The organism is Paenibacillus sp. y28, assembly GCF_037137075.1.
Classification (GTDB): domain Bacteria; phylum Bacillota; class Bacilli; order Paenibacillales; family NBRC-103111; genus JBBBNV01.
Map to the genome: position 1 here is coordinate 84,650 of NZ_JBBBNV010000018.1, position 15,986 is coordinate 100,635.

Annotated in this window: 13 protein-coding genes; 9 read left to right on the plus strand and 4 right to left on the minus strand. The window is 53.5% G+C overall.

What is annotated here, in order from left to right; genetic code table 11:
- Positions 1 to 137 precede the first annotated feature (137 nt).
- Positions 138 to 815, minus strand: a complete 678-nt coding sequence (locus WBG83_RS15035; protein WP_336745964.1) for a hypothetical protein — start codon at positions 813 to 815, stop codon at positions 138 to 140.
- A 256-nt stretch (positions 816 to 1,071) separates the two neighbouring features.
- Here WBG83_RS15035 and guaA point away from each other — a divergent pair, with 256 nt between their 5' ends.
- The 6 genes from guaA to WBG83_RS15065 all read left to right on the plus strand — a co-directional run bounded on the left by guaA (position 1,072) and on the right by WBG83_RS15065 (position 8,001).
- Positions 1,072 to 2,610: a glutamine-hydrolyzing GMP synthase gene (gene guaA / locus WBG83_RS15040; RefSeq protein ID WP_336745966.1), complete on the plus strand. Its 1,539-nt coding sequence runs from the start codon at positions 1,072 to 1,074 to the stop codon at positions 2,608 to 2,610.
- 397 nt (positions 2,611 to 3,007) lie between these two features.
- Positions 3,008 to 3,988 (plus strand): DUF7544 domain-containing protein, encoded by a 981-nt coding sequence (locus WBG83_RS15045; protein WP_336745967.1) that lies wholly within the window; start codon positions 3,008 to 3,010, stop codon positions 3,986 to 3,988.
- Complete coding sequence (locus WBG83_RS15050) at positions 3,978 to 4,610, plus strand: DUF4129 domain-containing protein (protein WP_336745968.1); 633 nt, start codon at positions 3,978 to 3,980, stop codon at positions 4,608 to 4,610. Before WBG83_RS15045 ends, WBG83_RS15050 begins: the two co-directional genes overlap by 11 nt.
- Positions 4,594 to 5,748: a DUF4350 domain-containing protein gene (locus WBG83_RS15055; RefSeq protein ID WP_336745969.1), complete on the plus strand. Its 1,155-nt coding sequence runs from the start codon at positions 4,594 to 4,596 to the stop codon at positions 5,746 to 5,748. The genes WBG83_RS15050 and WBG83_RS15055 overlap by 17 nt, the downstream gene beginning before the upstream one ends.
- An 8-nt stretch (positions 5,749 to 5,756) precedes the next feature.
- Positions 5,757 to 6,680: an AAA family ATPase gene (locus tag WBG83_RS15060; RefSeq protein ID WP_336745971.1), complete on the plus strand. Its 924-nt coding sequence runs from the start codon at positions 5,757 to 5,759 to the stop codon at positions 6,678 to 6,680.
- A 22-nt stretch (positions 6,681 to 6,702) separates the two neighbouring features.
- Positions 6,703 to 8,001, plus strand: coding sequence for a DUF58 domain-containing protein (locus tag WBG83_RS15065; protein WP_336745972.1), 1,299 nt, complete (start codon positions 6,703 to 6,705; stop codon positions 7,999 to 8,001).
- Between the two features lie 30 nt (positions 8,002 to 8,031).
- On the opposite strand, the gene WBG83_RS15070 is transcribed toward WBG83_RS15065, so the two are convergent.
- On the minus strand, positions 8,032 to 9,021 hold the full coding sequence (locus tag WBG83_RS15070; RefSeq protein WP_336745973.1) for a stage II sporulation protein M: 990 nt from the start codon (positions 9,019 to 9,021) through the stop codon (positions 8,032 to 8,034).
- Between the two features lie 75 nt (positions 9,022 to 9,096).
- On the opposite strand from WBG83_RS15070, the gene WBG83_RS15075 reads away from it, so the two are divergent.
- A complete protein-coding gene (locus WBG83_RS15075) occupies positions 9,097 to 9,903 on the plus strand; it encodes an RDD family protein (protein WP_336745974.1) in 807 nt (268 codons plus the stop codon).
- A 178-nt stretch (positions 9,904 to 10,081) separates the two neighbouring features.
- Positions 10,082 to 10,810 (plus strand): phosphonate ABC transporter ATP-binding protein, encoded by a 729-nt coding sequence (locus WBG83_RS15080; RefSeq protein WP_336745976.1) that lies wholly within the window; start codon positions 10,082 to 10,084, stop codon positions 10,808 to 10,810.
- A 567-nt stretch (positions 10,811 to 11,377) separates the two neighbouring features.
- On the opposite strand, the gene WBG83_RS15085 is transcribed toward WBG83_RS15080, so the two are convergent.
- Together WBG83_RS15085 and WBG83_RS15090 are read right to left on the minus strand one after the other, a co-directional pair.
- Positions 11,378 to 12,730, minus strand: a complete 1,353-nt coding sequence (locus tag WBG83_RS15085) for an FAD-dependent oxidoreductase (protein ID WP_336745978.1) — start codon at positions 12,728 to 12,730, stop codon at positions 11,378 to 11,380.
- A gap of 29 nt (positions 12,731 to 12,759) precedes the next feature.
- Positions 12,760 to 13,305: a peroxiredoxin gene (locus tag WBG83_RS15090; RefSeq protein WP_336745979.1), complete on the minus strand. Its 546-nt coding sequence runs from the start codon at positions 13,303 to 13,305 to the stop codon at positions 12,760 to 12,762.
- Positions 13,306 to 13,736: 431 nt separating this feature from the next.
- Between WBG83_RS15090 and WBG83_RS15095 the strand changes: the two genes are divergently transcribed.
- Positions 13,737 to 15,101 carry an NCS2 family permease gene (locus tag WBG83_RS15095; RefSeq protein WP_336745980.1) on the plus strand — a complete coding sequence of 455 codons (1,365 nt, stop codon included), beginning with the start codon at positions 13,737 to 13,739 and terminating at the stop codon, positions 15,099 to 15,101.
- The last annotated feature ends 885 nt before the right edge of the window (positions 15,102 to 15,986 follow it).

The window sequence follows — 15,986 nt, forward strand, 5'->3', positions numbered from 1 at the left end:
GGACGAGACCGGCATGGTTTTTGCTGAGCTTCTGGGGAACGCTTCGCTTCCTTTTTTATTTTTCTCCGGTAAGCATGAAGGCGGTTCATCATTGATCAGGCAAATGATTTACCTGGTGAAGCTCCGGCCTGCCGCTGTCACTCCCAATCGGTCCGCTGAATCTGCATCTTCTCCTTTTCAATGCACTGGCGGATGATGGAGATCAGGATGGCAGCGGCAATGGCACAGAAAATAAGCATGGCTGTCAAGTTGAGATAAATATAGAGGCAGCCTGCTCCGATAATGGACACATACACAAGCACGGACAGTGTAATGTTGACGTTATGCTTGAAATTAATCCGGGCTTTCTCGCCAAAGCTGATAAACGTAAAGCCGAGCTTCCGGGCATACATCCAGCGAGCGAGAGCGACCATTACAATGAAGGAGCCGACCTGAAAGCCGTGCATGACCCACGGGATATGATTTTTGATGTGCTCGGCCGGGTACAGTCCGGCAAAATCCAGCACAAGATAAATAATCCCTTGCAGCAGCACCAGCTGCACCAGCCCCGTGACCGCCATGATTCCGGCATACAGCCAGTTCGTCCGCAGCAGCACGCGAATCAGAATCACGAATTGAACCAGCAGCACCAGCGGTGCAATATCCTGTATCATCAGCACATCCCGAAGCAGAAAGGAAGTCGAGGAGGCCAGGACGGCGATGACCATGAACGGCTGCCAATAGTCGCGTAGCCGCAGACGGAAGGTTGCCAGCATGGTGCTGAACATTCCGATGCTCTCCAGAATAGAGCAAATCAAGAACACGGTAAAATACATGAGTACGCTCCTAACGTCGCCGTGCCCGAGGCTTCTGCAGGGAACCTACGGCTGCAGCAAACCCGGCAAAGCGTATAGTTGTATCTGCAATACAATTTTAATGATAGCCCAAAAACAAAAACGTGCAATCACAATTGAAGCGTGTCAGTTTTTCCCAATGCTAATGTGAGCATTTATTAACCTTTTTTCAAAACCGCTCATATGATTTGACAAGTTGTGGTACAATGGAGGTTATGAAGCTTTTAGGAGGGTCATAATGAGCAAACATAATGAAATCGTTGTCGTATTGGATTTCGGGGGGCAGTATAACCAACTGATCGCCCGCAGAATCAGGGATCTTGGGGTATACAGCGAGCTGCTTCCTTATAATACGCCGGCCGAAAAAATTAAGGCGATGCAGCCAAAAGGGATCGTATTCTCCGGGGGGCCGTCGAGCGTTTACGGGGAGAATGCGCCGCTTGTGGATCCGGGTGTGTATGATCTGGGCTTGCCTATTTTCGGCATTTGCTACGGAATGCAGATGATGGCCCACCAACTGAACGGGAATGTGCAAAAAGCCGGCAAACGCGAGTACGGCAAAGCCGATGTTGAATTTAATACGACCAGCGGCTTGATTCAAGGGCTGGAAGCGAAGCAAACGGTTTGGATGAGCCATGGCGATATGGTTGCGAAGCTGCCGGAAGGCTTTGTTGTCGATGCCAGCACCGAGCATGCGCCAATCGCGGCAATGAGTCATCCGGAACGCAAGCTGTTCGCGGTTCAATTCCATCCGGAAGTGCGTCATTCGGTATATGGAAACGAAATGATTCACAATTTCTTATACAATGTGTGCGGCTGTGAAGGCAACTGGACGATGGAGAGCTTTATTGAAGACACCATCCAGGAAATCCGCACTCAGGTCGGCAGCAGCAAGGTGCTTTGCGCACTTAGCGGCGGTGTAGATTCCTCCGTTGTGGCGATTCTGCTGCACAAAGCGATTGGCGATCAGCTTACTTGCATGTTCATCGATCACGGTCTGCTGCGTAAGGGCGAAGCCGAGAGCGTTATGGAGACATTCGTCGGGAAATTCGACATGAAAGTAGTCAAAATCGACGCCCGAGATCGTTTTATGTCCAAGCTGGCGGGCGTGTCGGATCCGGAGCAAAAGCGTAAAATCATCGGTAACGAGTTTATTTATGTGTTCCAGGAGGAGTCGGCCAAGTTTGACGACTTCGAGTTCCTGGCCCAAGGCACCTTGTACACCGACATCGTCGAGAGCGGCACCGCAACAGCTCAAACAATCAAGTCTCACCACAACGTGGGCGGACTGCCGAAGGACATCAAGTTCAAGCTTGTCGAGCCGTTGAAGGAGCTGTTTAAGGACGAGGTCCGCAAGGTCGGCGAAGAATGCGGCCTGCCGGCGGCAATCGTGTGGCGTCAGCCGTTCCCGGGTCCGGGTCTGGCCATCCGCGTGCTTGGCGAAGTAACGGAGGACAAGCTTCATATCGTTCGCGAGTCCGATGCAATTCTTCGGGAGGAAATTGCCAAGGCGGGCCTCGACCGCGAAATTTGGCAGTACTTCACCGCCCTGCCGGGTATGAAGAGCGTAGGCGTCATGGGTGACGGCCGTACCTACTCCTACACCGTCGGCATCCGCGCCGTCACCTCCATCGACGGCATGACCGCCGACTGGGCGCGCATTCCATGGGACGTGCTGGAGAAAATCTCCGTTCGTATCGTCAACGAAGTCGACAACGTCAACCGCGTCGTGTACGATATTACGTCCAAGCCGCCGGCGACGATTGAGTGGGAATAATCGTTTCTGCTGCTGGATTATCTAAAATAACAATACGCCTTCTCTTGTGCCGGAATCGGCCAGGGGGAGGCGTTTTTTACTGTATCGTCCAACGACGCATCGCAACGAACGCCGGCGGCGGCACGTATTAGTTACAGACAGCAAGCAGGCAGTCCGTTGAACCAGAAATTCCGGACAATTTGTCAAAATAATTCCTGTAATTGGAAGGTTTTTAGACAAGCTGTGTAGAAATATAGTGGATCAGCATCAATTTTCGCCGCCTCGGTAAACGGCCTACCGTCCAAGATTGAAGGTTCATACCCGTTTCATTGGACTTGAGCAGAAGCTTGTTTTGAGTCGTTTTGAGTGAAGGCGAAATCCATTCTGATCTAGCAAAAAGGAGTTGAACTAACAAAACATGCCGTCAGATTTCTTGAAGCCGCTTGGTATCGGCCGGCTGCTGGACCGCAGCTTTCAATTGTACCGCAATCATTTTAGCAAGTTTTTTTTACTGATGCTGATGTTTTATGCCCCGTTCGGACTGCTGCAGGCGCTTTTTCAACAGGGAGGCCTTTCGATGCCGGTGCTGCCGTCTGTGCCGAAAGAATGGTCTTGGGAAGAATTCGCTGAGAACTCGATTGCCAACCCCCAATGGGATGAGTCCAATGTCGCGCTTCTTTTTGTTTACATACTTATTGTGCTTCCGGTTTACATTTGCTTGCTGCTGCCGGTTTCTACAGGAGCCGTTACAGTAATTGTTCGTGGGAGCATGCAGGGGGAAGAGGTTACTCTGCGCACGGCGCTGCGTCAGGCTTGGAGGCGCTGGGGCAGGCTGCTCGGAAGCACGATTGTGTTTATGATGGCGATGTACGGCTTGTATATCGTTACCGTTGTCGTTTTTGTTGTGCTTATTTTTATTTTTGGCTTGGGCTTTGGCGGCATGACGGCGCTGATGGAGAACAATACGTCCATGACGGTGCTTGGCATTATCGGCATGGCGGTGCTCTTTGTTCTGTTTTTGGCTGTCGTCATCGCCGGGTTCGGCTTTTCCATTATCCGCTTCGGCTTTTATTTGCCCCATGCCTTGCTGGAGGATCGAGGGCTCGGGCTTAAGGCCAGCTGGCACCTGACCAGGGGTCATTTTTGGCGGATTCTCGGCGGCTCCTTCGTCCTTGGAACGATTTATTATGTGGTGTCTCTTTTAGTGGGCCTGATGTGGGTAATAGGGGGCTCCGTAATCACAACGCTGCTGGGCATGGTGCTGAATATGGTGCTGCTGCCTATTTTGATGACATGGTATGTAGTCAGTTACTTTGATCTGAAAATCCGCAATGAAGGCTATGACCTCCGTCGTATGCTGCAGCAGCGCGAAGAACAGGTAGCGGCGCATGAATCATGATTGGACACAGGAAAAAGAGCGGCTGAAGGATATATTGGCCCAGGAGGAGTACCAAATCCGGCAGGAGCCCGAAAGCTCCAATTGGCTGACGTGGGTGCTGGATCGCTTGATGAGATGGCTGGAGGAGCATTTTAACGTATCCATGCCGGAGGGCTCCTCTTCGACGGCGGCGATCATCGTCATCGCCATATCTCTGCTTATCATTGCCGGTCTCATTGTGTGGCTGGTTCGTCAGCTGTGGCAGCAGCGCCTGTACCGCCGGCGGGTTGCGATTGAAGCTGAGGAGCTGGATCGTCCGTATCCGTATTACCTTGAACGTGCGCTGGAGCTGGCGCACCGGGGCGCGTATCGTGAAGGGATGCGCAGTGCGTTTCTGGCGTTATTGCTCTATTTGCAGCATCGGTCCTTCATCAAAGTAGAGAAGTGGAAGACGAATTGGGAGTACCGGCTGGAGCTGGGCTTTCGCGCTCCTGAGCTAGGCTCGTCCTTTGCTGGTGCTGCTGTCGCCTTTGAACGGGCCTGGTATGGCAAGGCGGAGGTACAAAAGGAAGAGCTCATGGCATATATCGACATGATCGGCTTGCTGCTCGGGAAGGGGAAGGACAATGCTGCAGGAACGTAAACGGCTTATATCCCTTGCGGTTTGCCTCATCCTCTTTTTTGGAATCGGGTCTATACTGGTTAGGCCCAAGCCGGTGGAATATCCGCCGTATGTGTCTTTTTCTCCGGGCAAAGAAGGGGTGAAGGCACTGACGGAGCTGATTGCGTCCGAGCAGCAGCCGCTGGGAACATGGAAGCAGCCTTGGCGGTTTCTCCCCAAGGGATCAGGCCAGCTTTTGGTCGTTATTCAGCCCTGGTCTGTTCATGAAAAAGAGGAAGAAGCGCTGCTGGAGTGGATGGAGCAGGGCAATGAAGTGCTGTGGTTCGACAGCGGTCCAACCGGGCTGAATCTGGTGGAGACGAAGCCGCTTGAAAGCGAGAAGCGCGGTCTGACCTCCATTTGGGAGGAAGGGGCTGCTCAGGATACAGGCAAGCAGGGCTTGGTCGAAGCCCGATACCGGCTGGCAGAGGAGGATGCCGATCGGGTACTGCTGAGTGACGACCGGGGTGTGCTCGCAGCAGAGTATGAGATTGGGGACGGCAGGCTGACGGTGTATTTGACACCGCACTGGCTGACTAATTCCCAAATATTACAATACGATCACTTTGATTTTATTTGGCCGAAGTTCGCCGAGCGGCGCTGGAATGCTGTCTGGATGGACGAAGTGCATCACGGCATTCAAGAGGATCCCGGACTCATGGCTGTCTATCCGCGCTGGCTGATTCTGGCTTGCGTACAGGCTGGCCTGGCCCTGTGGCTCTGGCTGTGGCTGAAGGGCAAGCGTCTCGGCCCCGTGCTCACGCCCAGGGCGTGGATTGTGCGCCGGGGGGATGAGAGTTTGCTCGCGGTCTCGGGCTGGTATCAGCGCAAGCGCCTTATGGGCGAAGCGCTGATGTACCAGAAGCGGTACCTGCGTCAGCTGATACAGGATCGTTGGGGAGTACCGCTAGCCGCCCCGGCCGAGCATGTGCTGGAAGCGGCCTCCGCACGCTGGAGTGCTGCCCAGGTCGAGCAGCTGAGGGATTTGCTGGCCCGTCTGATGTGGGTCGAGCAGCTGCAGGATAATCCGTCAGCCCGTCAGCCCTATTCGATGAAGCAAGCGATTGAAGACAGCACCCGAATGGAACAGATGAACCGTAAGCTGGAGAAAGAGGGGTAAGGCGCAGGATGGAGAAATTGCTTCAATCCATGAATGGAATTATTGTCGGGCAGCAACTGAATGTCCGGCTGCTGGTCACGGCGCTGCTGGCCGGGGGACACGTGCTCCTGGAAGGGGTTCCCGGACTAGGCAAGACGAAGATGGTGCGGACACTTGCCCGCCTGCTGGATGGCGATTACCGCCGCATCCAGTTTACGCCGGACATGATGCCGAGCGACATTACGGGCAACGTCGTTTACCATATGAAAGAAAATGATTTCTATACGATAAAAGGGCCTGTATTTACGAATCTGCTCTTGGCGGATGAAATTAACCGCACACCGCCCAAAACACAGGCGGCGCTGCTGGAAGCAATGGAGGAGGCCCAGGTTACAATTCAGGGCACGACCTACAAGCTGCCGGAGCCGTTTTTTGTCGTAGCTACGCAAAATCCGGTCGAGTATGAGGGCACGTATCCTTTGCCGGAAGCCCAGCTGGACCGCTTCTTGTTTAAGCTGATTCTGGATTATCCGGAGGCGGATCAAGAGGCCGAGATTTACAGAGCGCAGGCGGTGCAGGCCAGGGGCATTGCGGAACAGCAGCTTGAGCCTGTGCTTGCGCTGGGGGATCTCCTGGAGGCAAGATCCAGGCTGGACTCGATTGTTGTGGAGGATTCGTTAATCCACTATATTACGGCGATTATCCGGCGCACCCGGGACAGCAAAAAGGTGCTGATTGGCGCCAGTCCCCGGGGAGGTCTGGCTCTGCTGGCAGCCAGCAAAGCGTGGGCCCTGCTGGAAGGACGCGATTTCGTGACGCCGGATGACATTAAACTGGTGGCCCGGCCGGTGCTGCGTCACCGTATTGCGGTGTCGCCGCAACTTGCTTTGGAGGGAGGGACCAGCGATCAGTTCATCCAGGAAACGCTGGCATCTGTGGAGGTTCCTCGTTAAGACGTTTGCCCGGCATTTTATTGTGCCGACCCGACGCCTGCTGTGGTTCTGTCTGGCAGGCGCGCCGTTTGCGGCCCTTGGCGTATGGCTGGGTTTGGATTTGTATGTATTTTGGTGCTATAACGCGCTGCTTATCGCTGCGAGCGCCGTTGATTTGCTGCTGCTGCCAAAGCGCAGCCAAATTCGCGTCGAACGGCGGATGCCGGAGCGGGCTGATATCGGCCAGCCAATCCGGGTCGAGCTTTACCTTGAGGCCGACAGCAATCAGGCGCTGCGGCTGGAGATGACCGACGATGTGCCTGTACAGTTCGAGCAGCCGGGAAGATTGACCGCAGTTATGGACAGCAGGGGGACGCAGGCGGACTATACGACATCCGCGCTGGAACGGGGCCGGTATACATTTCGGCAGGTTTATTTGAGGTATTCGGGGCTCATCGGGCTGTGGCAAAAGCAGGTGCTTCTTCCTGCAGAGCAGGAGCTGCGCATTTACCCGGACTTGTCCGGCGTGCGAGGGGTGCTGGCTTCAACCGCGCAGATGCTGCTGCTTGACGGCAGAAAGGTCATCCGCCGCTCCACCTCGGGCACGGAATTCCAGAACATACGCGAATACGTCCAGGGCGATGATCCCCGGTATATGAATTGGGCCGCTTCCGCCCGGACCGGGACGCTGATGACTAATATTTATCAGCCGGAGCGCGGCAAATTCGTGACGATCCTCATCGACTGCGGACGGATGATGGGGGTTGAGCTGGACAATCGCGTGAAGCTGGACCGGACGCTCGAGGCCGGATTGACGCTGGCCGCGGTTGCTTTGAAGCAGGGCGACCAGGTCGCTGTGCTGGCTTTTTCGAATGAAATCAAGTGCTATGTGCCGCCTGGCAAAGGCATGGGGCATCTGCAGACGATTGTGGATACTGTGTTTGATTTGAAGAGTGACTTCGTAGAGTCGGATTACAGCCGGGCGCTGGAATATTTGGCCCGGCTTCAGAAAAAGCGCAGCCTGCTTGTGCTGCTGTCGGACATGGATAATTATTTGCTGGAGGAGCGGCTGGTGCCGTATTTATTGCGGCTGCGGAGGAACCATTTGATCGTGCTGCTGGCGCTTCAGGATCCGGTTCTGCACGGCTGGGCAAGGTGTGAAGCCGAGGACCGGCATGATTTTTACGCCAAAAGTGTAGCTCAAAAGCAGGTGCTGGATCGCCGTTCTTACGTGCGCCGCATGGCCGGCTTCGGGATTCATGTGCTGGATGTGGCGGCGGGCGAGCTGCCGCTGGCGGCGGTTAATTTTTATTTGGATGTGAAGGCGCGGGAGGCGTTATAGCGCCCGAAGAGCAAGGAAAAGCCGGGATACTTAGCTCCCGGCTCCTTGGATGCTTTGATTGGCTGTCAGCTGCTGATGCTTCTTCACACTGTATAGTAAATATAAGATGACAATGATTAGCGTACTTAACGCGAAAATGTACTTGGCTTCCAGTGACAGCGCGGAAGGCGTTACGTATCCTTCAATAATGCCGGCGACTGCAAACAGCGGCAGTGTGCCGAGCAGAAGCTGAACGGATTCCTTGGCGGAGCGCAGCAGCTGGAGCTTCCATGGCTGCTGGCCGGGCACGAACATGCGGTAGCCCATAAACAGCCCGGCTCCCCCGGCTATGAAGATGATGCTGAGCTCGATAATGCCGTGCGGCAAAATGTAAGCCCAGAAATCATATGTTTTTCCGGCCTGTGCGAACAAGGCGGCGAGCGCGCCGACAAGCAGACCGTTAAACAGCAGCAGATAAGCGGTGTACAGCCCGAATGTAATGCCGCTAATAAAAGCGAGCATCGCCACCTTCATGTTGTTCGTCATGATCGAGGTGGACATGAGGGCGTTGTTGATTGTATCATGGCCTTCTCCCAGGCGGGAAGGGTCCACGTTGTTGGCGATGGACGGAGGAAGAAGGATGTGCAGATTGAGCGGGTTGCTCCATACGGAAGCATAGCCCGATACTGCACCGATTAGGAACAGCAGCGCGGCAAAGACAACGAACCGGAAGCGGGCCGCCAGCAAGGATGGGAACACCGTTCCGAAGAAGCGGGCGATTTGATGCTTGCTTTTAAATTGCTCCTGATAAACGGTATGGTGTGCCCGGGAGACGAGGTGATTCACCTGTCTGGTCGCATCCTCCTGCGGGAAATAGGTCTGCATATAGGCCAAATGCGTGGAGGCATGGCGGTACAGATCGGCGAGCCGATCGATGTGCTCGGCCCGGATCGGGGCTTTGCGGCCACGAAGCTGCTCCAGAAGCTGCTCCAGCTCTGTCCATACCGGTTTGTTCTGTCGAATAAAACGGGATAATTCCATGTGTATAGACCTCCGGCTAAAGATAAGGGCTATTGCTATGCTACCATATTTTTGCAAAAGTGAGGAGTGAATTTTATGATAAATCAAGGAGCACAGCGGGAAATGATGATTGTGACGCCCGAGCAGGTCAGGCTTCGCTTTGAAAGCGCCGGGCTAGGCAGCAGGGCGGCGGCTCAAATCATCGATTCGCTCGTGCTTGGTCTGGTTAACCTGCTCATCATGATAGCGGCCTTGACCGCTATCGGCTGGGGCTCGTTTAATCAGATTGGGGAGCTCGAAGGCTATGCGATTGCGCTGGCCATTGCGTTTATGTTTCTGATTAATTTCGGCTATTATATGGTATTGGAATACGTTTGGCATGGAAGAACGATAGGCAAAAAAATGCTGCATCTTCGCGTGCTTCAGGACAACGGCCAGCCGCTTACATTTTTATCAGCTGCAATCCGTAATTTGTTCCGTATCTTTGATATGCTGCCTTACGCCTATATGGCGGCGGCTGTGACCAGCTTTCTGCATCCGCAGGACAAACGTCTGGGGGACCTGGTGGCCGGGACGATCGTGGTGTACGAGACAGGCAGCGAGCGCAATTCGGTCCGCCGCCGTGTCAACAAGACGCTGCAGAAGTGGCAGCAGCTGCCGCTCGTAACGGTAGAGGACTGGCAGGCCAACCGGCTTGAATTTGACGATTGGCGACTGCTGGCGGTTTATATTGAACGGCTGCCGCATTTAACGGTTGAAAATCGGCTTCAGCTCGGCTCGGAGGTTGTTCAGCAGCTGACTACGAAGCTGGGTATGGAGGAAGCGGTGCAGCCTTATCTTGCAAGCCCGGCCGAACTGGCGGTGGCTTTGTATGTACAGCTCCGGGACCGGTTTGAGCTATAAGGGCAAGGCGGCTCTGGCCTCGCGCGCGTATGCTTTCCCGACGCGTGCGAACTTCACGTGCGCGTTTCGGTGTCCTGTGGCGGCGGACAGACACTACGCCGGCTGTGCAGCCGCCGTTGTACGTGTGCTATAATGAAGGGAATAGTGATGACAGCCCGTTCACAAAGGAGAACCACCGATGATAATCGTGCGCAATTTGGTCAAAACATTCCCGCCGGGCCAGCAGGTGCTGTCCGGTGTGAGCTTTCAGGCGGACCCCGGCGAATTTATTGCCGTGGTCGGGGCGAGCGGCAGCGGGAAGAGCACCCTGCTTCGCTGTTTATTCCTGAAGGAAGCGTGGACCTCGGGTCAATACATTTATAAAGGCAGTGATGTAACGACCTCGGGGCTGATGCAGAAGTTTCAACTGCGCCGGGATTGGGCCTATCTGGAAGAAAAGCCGGATATGGACCTCAAGGCATCGGCACACCGCAATGTGCTGGGCGGGCGTTTTTACCAGACACCGCTATGGCGCAAGCTGACCCGCAGTGTAGCGGTGGATGAGCATGTTCTGGCGATGGACTACTTGGAGAAGGTCGGCCTGCTCGATAAGGCGGAGGAAAAGGCCGAGAAGCTGAGCGGCGGCGAGAAGCAGCGTGTGGCGCTGGCGAGGGCGCTGGTGCAGGGGGCAGAGGTGATTTTTGCCGATGAGCCGGTTACCGGACTTCAGCCGGAGGCGGCAGAACGAGTGCTGCAGGACCTGAGGTCCATCTGCGTCCAAGAGAAGAAGACGGTCATTTGCACGCTCCACAACCTGGAATGGGCCGAGCGGTTTGCTACCCGGATCTGGGGGCTTTCCGGCGGGAGGATTGCAGTGGATGTCGCTGCCCGGCGGCTGACGATGCGGGAGCGGGAGATGATTTTTTAATACGTTGTATAGTACGGATGTCAAGAGTATGGCGCCTGCACAAGCGGCGGTAGCCGTGCTCTATGCTCGAAGCCCCGCGGCCTGCGGGGCTTTTTGCCGTTATCCGCAGCGTTGGCTTTTCTGCGTGTTTAAACAGATTGCCATGCGAGAAAAGGAGAGGTATATTTGGAGCATGCATCATGTAGTGAATAGGTAGTCGGATTCATGGAGCTACATGCACAATGGTTGTGGCAGGAAGTGAAAACCGTGAAAACCTGCTGCTTGGCTTAGAAAGCAATCGGATGACGGTTTATCCAGGCTGCCGCTCTGAACTGGAGTGTAAAAAAACAACATCCCGGGCCATCACGGCTGCGGGATGTTGTTTTGGCAGTAGAACGGGAGACCGTGAATACGTTTGCCTGTACGCATATCGCTACGTATCGCTTCTGAGAACAACGTTACTGCGTAAGGACGTTCGAGTCCGGTGACTTTGCATGGCCATTCAGCGCAGCTTGCCTTTACCTGGATATCTGGTGTTATCCTCAGCCAAGCGAATGGTGCTGACGGCATAGCTGGCTTGCCATTTATTTAAGCATATTGCGGCCGCAGCTTTGTCCGGCCGTTGATGAACTGATCTGCCCCGAGTGCTGCGATGCACCCGTCGGCTGCGGAAACAACCGCTTGTTTAATCGGCGTGCGCCGAGCGTCCCCGCCGGCAAAAACACCGTCTACACTCGTGCGGAGCAGCTCATCAACCTTAACGTAGCCGTCTTCCTCCAGCTCTACGGCATTGCCGAGGAACGAGGTGCCGGGCTTCATGCCGGCCAAATACAAGAATACGCCGTCAACGTCCCACGCCTGCTCACCGGCTTCCGGTGTATTGACGATGACCCGGTCAACGGACTCGTCGCCCGCAATTTCTTTTACGCGGTGCTTGTAATAAATCTGCACGTTCGGCAGCTTTGCGAATTCGTCCAGATCTTCCTCCGGAACCTTCACGGTGCTGCCGGGTACAAGCAGCCGCACCTCGCGGCCGAACTTGGCCAGCGCGGTAGCTTCGTGAATCGCTTCTTCATTATCGCCAACCACCACGACCACACGATCCTGGTAGAAGGCGGCGTCGCAAGTGGAGCAGTAGCTTACGCCGCGGCCAGTAAATTCTTCTTCCCCTTTGATTTTACTGCCCGGGGCTTTGGCGCCTACGGCAATGAAAACACTTTTCGCGCGGATGGTGCCTTCCGGAAGCTGGAGCAGCTTCAGTTCAGGATTCGAGAAATCTACGGAGAGCACTTGGCTGCGCACAAAGGAAGCGCCGAAGTCATGTGCATGCTGCTGCATTTCGGTAACCAGCTCAAGGCCGGTTACTTCCTTGCGGACGCCGGGATAGTTAGCGATTTTGTGAGTCGTCGCCAGTGTCCCTGCTGCAGGGGCTTTATCGATTACAAGCGTGCTGAGCCGGCCGCGCGCAGAATACACAGCCGCTGAAGCACCGGCCGGTCCGGCGCCAATGACGACGAGGTCGTACACCCGGTCGAGCACGTCGGCGGTAACTGAGCCGAACAGTGTATTGCCAGAATCCGAGCCGCTGCCTTGGGAAGCTTCAGCGCCTGATGCGGTAAGGGGTTGTCCTGCCGCGTCGCTGTGATCAGCGGCGCCTTGAGCGGCAGCACCGCCTTCGGCCGCCGAGCCGCCGCCAATCGCAATACCGGCTGCCTCCAGGCGCTGCTTCATTTTCTCAGGCTGGAACCCGAGCACCGGCTTGCCGCCGATGTAAGTAGCCGGGGTGCCGAAGATACGTTTAGCTTGGAGTTCTTCGAAGTATTCCTTCACCTCCGACACGTTGCGCTCTTCGTAGGCGAGGCCCCACTCCTGAAGCTGCTCCTTAACTTTATGGCAGTGCGGACATCCGCTGCTCGTGTACACAATTACGCTGCTCGACATAGCTACTCCCCCTTGTTCAAGTAATGATATTAGGCCTGCAAAAGCTTGTCGCCCGGTTTCCAGTTCGCCGCGCACAGTCCGCCGGCTTGAAGTGCTTGCAGGATGCGAAGAGTTTCATCCACGCTGCGGCCTACATCGTTATGGTTTACAACCTGATATTTTACAACGCCTTCCGGATCGATAATGAACAGCCCGCGGAGAGCGACGCCTTCATCTTCAAGGAGAACACCATAGTCGCTGCTGACCTTCTTGGTGATGTCGGAAGCGAGCGGGAATTCGATCTTGCCCAGACCGCCGGCATCCTTGCTTGTGTTAATCCAGGCGCGGTGGGAGTGCACGCTGTCCACGCTTACGCCAAGCACTTCAGTGTCCAAATCGGCGAATTGCTCAACCGCATCGCTAAGCGCAACGATTTCAGTCGGGCATACAAAAGTGAAGTCGAGTGGATAAAAGAAGAAGACCAGCCATTTACCGCGATAATCAGAAAGGGATACCTTGCCGAAATTTTGACCGTCTCTCAAAACGGTGTCCATTGTGAAGTCTGGTGCTTGCTTGCCTACGAAACGCTCTGCCATGTGAAATTCCTCCTTGGAATAGGTAATAGTGGTTAGGTGATTGCTTCTGGTTACTAGAATACCAAGTCTGATAATTAAAGTCAATACTAATTTATAATAATTCTAAAAAATAAAAAGACGTTCAACATTCAGTCACAAGCACTTGGATAGAATGTGCGGAAATTTTTATATCTATATATCTAATTAAGGATACCAGACCATTGCCTGATTGGGTTATTTTTCTATGTTACGATTTTTTAATAAGAACTTTTGACTGTCCAGATATCTATTATAGCCATGTTTTAGACAGGTTGGATTTATGTTGACAAGGTTAAGGGGCGATCTTAGAATTAAGAAATAATTTTAGCCAACCGGATTTGGAAGCGCTATCATAAAAATGAATAGTAAAACAAAAGGTTGGTAATCTTATAGAAAAAAAGGGGAGTTGGCGTTTGGATCGTTTTTTTAAGCTGAAGGAAAATGGGACGTCTGTACGCGTCGAGATGATGGCCGGCTTGACAACCTTCATGACAATGGCCTACATATTGGCAGTTAACCCGCTGATACTTGGCGCTGCAGGAATGGACTGGATGTCGATCTTTTTGGCTACAGCCATTGCCGCCGGTGTCATGACCGTCGCGATGGGATTGTTTGTGAACTTTCCGGTAGCCTTGGCGCCGGGAATGGGCCTCAATGCATATTTCGCCGCTGTTGTCGTATCCTCCAACGGGGCGATTAGCTGGCAGATGGCATTGACTGCGGTATTCATGTCGGGGATTATTTTTATCATTTTGACGGTTACCAAGGTTCGTCAATTGCTGTTAGTTGCCGTTCCGGATACTTTAAAGCACGCGATTACGGTCGGGATCGGACTATTTATTACTGTAGTGGGCTTGAAAAACAGCGGATTGATGACTATTGTGCTGGAACCGTTCACGGATGTTCCTGCACATTCGGGTCGGCCTGCGCTGGGGGCCGAAACCGTGCTTACGATGGGCAGCTTCCATGACCCGAATGTTCAATTGGCGATTATCGGTATTTTACTGATTGGGATTTTGTTGGTGCTGCGCATTAAAGGCGCTATTTTGTTCGGCATTCTCGGGACGACGATAATCGGTTACTTTATGGGACTGGTTGACCTGGCTTCGCTTGGAAAAGCAACCTGGCTCCCTGATTTCAGCAAGCTGGAGTTTGCCCAGTTTGACTTTGCCGGCGTATTTAATGTGGGCATCATTAGTATTATCGCGACGTTTACCTTTGTTGAACTGTTCGATACGTTCGGAACCTTAGTCGGGACGGCCAATCGCGCAGGCTTTATGAAGAACCGTCAGGAAGGAAATAAGCGTGTCGGCAAAGCAATGATGGTGGATGCAGTCGGCGTTAGCGCAGGGGCATTGGTTGGGACAAGTACAGTTACGGCTTTTGTGGAAAGCTCGGCAGGTGTAGCTGAAGGGGGCCGTACCGGCTTGACTTCCGTGACGACAGGGGCGTGCTTCCTGCTGGCGCTGTTCCTGGCGCCGATTGCAGCACTGATCCCAGGGTCCGCCGCTTCTGCCGCTCTTATAGTAGTTGGCGTCCTGATGATGCAGTCTGTCAAAGAAATCGAGTTTCAGGATTTGGTTCAGGGCATCCCGGCTTTTCTAACCATTGTGTTTATGCCTTTTACTTATAATATCGCGAACGGTATTTCTATGGGGATTATCGCGTATGTAATTTTGGCAACCGTAGGCGGCGGGAATAAATATAAGGTTCACTGGCTGATGTGGATTTTGTTTGTTCTTGTTTTGGCCAGATACCTATTTATTGGAGGAGAGTAATTGCCAGGCGCAGGGCTTCTTCCATAAAATGAACAGCGGCGGTGTCAGCGACAACCGGCATGAATTATGTATTCTGCACTATCAGTCTGCTGATGCCTTAGCTGTTGCATAATCGGCGGGTTCCTGTGGTTTTGCGGGATTATGAACGAAAGACCTGCGCGCTTTGCTCGTATACTGCGGCGAGGGTGACTTGTAGAGAACGGGTTTCGGAGCATGGACCTTCAAGACTGCTAAGTTTTGTGCTTACAAAGAAGATATAGCAATGTACCGTCAAGATTTGTGCGGCTCGCGCAGACTTGGCGGTCTTTTTTGTTTTGAGATTGGAGCTATGATGCTGGTAGAGAACATCGTTGGCATTGTGGTCGACTGACTGCCGTCATGCAGCGAAACACTGCGCCGGGAACTACGGGCGGTGCGGAAAGAAGCTGGCTAATTCAGCTTTGGGGTGGGCATGGTTTGGACGGCGATAGTGGCGTGTATTCCATGCTTATCTATCATTCTTGAAGCTGACTAGAAATCTTTTTTCATTTAGGGGTTGCATTATAATTGAAGTCTATGGTATATTAATTCTCGCCGCTAAAACGGCACACATCGACAAAAGCTGCAAGAGCTGCTTCGAGCTTCGGTTCGAAAAAAGAAATTAAAAAAAGTACTTGCAATCGAGTAGGCGAATGTGTTATATTAAAGAGGTCGCCGCTGAGAGGTGAACGACACAAAACAGAAACACTTGTTCCTTGAAAACTGAACAACGAGCGTGCTTGAGCGAGAGTTATCTCGCAAACAAGTTTTGAAATGAATGAGCTAATCTAGCTTAACAATAAGCCCTGTGAAGGGCACTTTATTGGAGAGTTTGATCCTGGCTCAGGACGAACGCTGGCGGCGTGC

What these genes read in the sequence shown, in the direction of transcription:
- WBG83_RS15060 (WP_336745971.1), top strand. Translation starts at nt 5,757, where the DNA reads ATGGAGAAATTGCTTCAATCCATGAATGGAATTATTGTCGGGCAGCAA.
- WBG83_RS15080 (WP_336745976.1), top strand. Translation starts at nt 10,082, where the DNA reads ATGATAATCGTGCGCAATTTGGTCAAAACATTCCCGCCGGGCCAGCAG.
- WBG83_RS15050 (WP_336745968.1), top strand. Translation starts at nt 3,978, where the DNA reads ATGAATCATGATTGGACACAGGAAAAAGAGCGGCTGAAGGATATATTG.
- WBG83_RS15045 (WP_336745967.1), top strand. Translation starts at nt 3,008, where the DNA reads ATGCCGTCAGATTTCTTGAAGCCGCTTGGTATCGGCCGGCTGCTGGAC.
- WBG83_RS15070 (WP_336745973.1), bottom strand. Translation starts at nt 9,021, where the DNA reads ATGGAATTATCCCGTTTTATTCGACAGAACAAACCGGTATGGACAGAG.
- WBG83_RS15090 (WP_336745979.1), bottom strand. Translation starts at nt 13,305, where the DNA reads ATGGCAGAGCGTTTCGTAGGCAAGCAAGCACCAGACTTCACAATGGAC.
- WBG83_RS15085 (WP_336745978.1), bottom strand. Translation starts at nt 12,730, where the DNA reads ATGTCGAGCAGCGTAATTGTGTACACGAGCAGCGGATGTCCGCACTGC.
- WBG83_RS15035 (WP_336745964.1), bottom strand. Translation starts at nt 815, where the DNA reads ATGTATTTTACCGTGTTCTTGATTTGCTCTATTCTGGAGAGCATCGGA.
- guaA (WP_336745966.1), top strand. Translation starts at nt 1,072, where the DNA reads ATGAGCAAACATAATGAAATCGTTGTCGTATTGGATTTCGGGGGGCAG.
- WBG83_RS15055 (WP_336745969.1), top strand. Translation starts at nt 4,594, where the DNA reads ATGCTGCAGGAACGTAAACGGCTTATATCCCTTGCGGTTTGCCTCATC.
- WBG83_RS15075 (WP_336745974.1), top strand. Translation starts at nt 9,097, where the DNA reads ATGATAAATCAAGGAGCACAGCGGGAAATGATGATTGTGACGCCCGAG.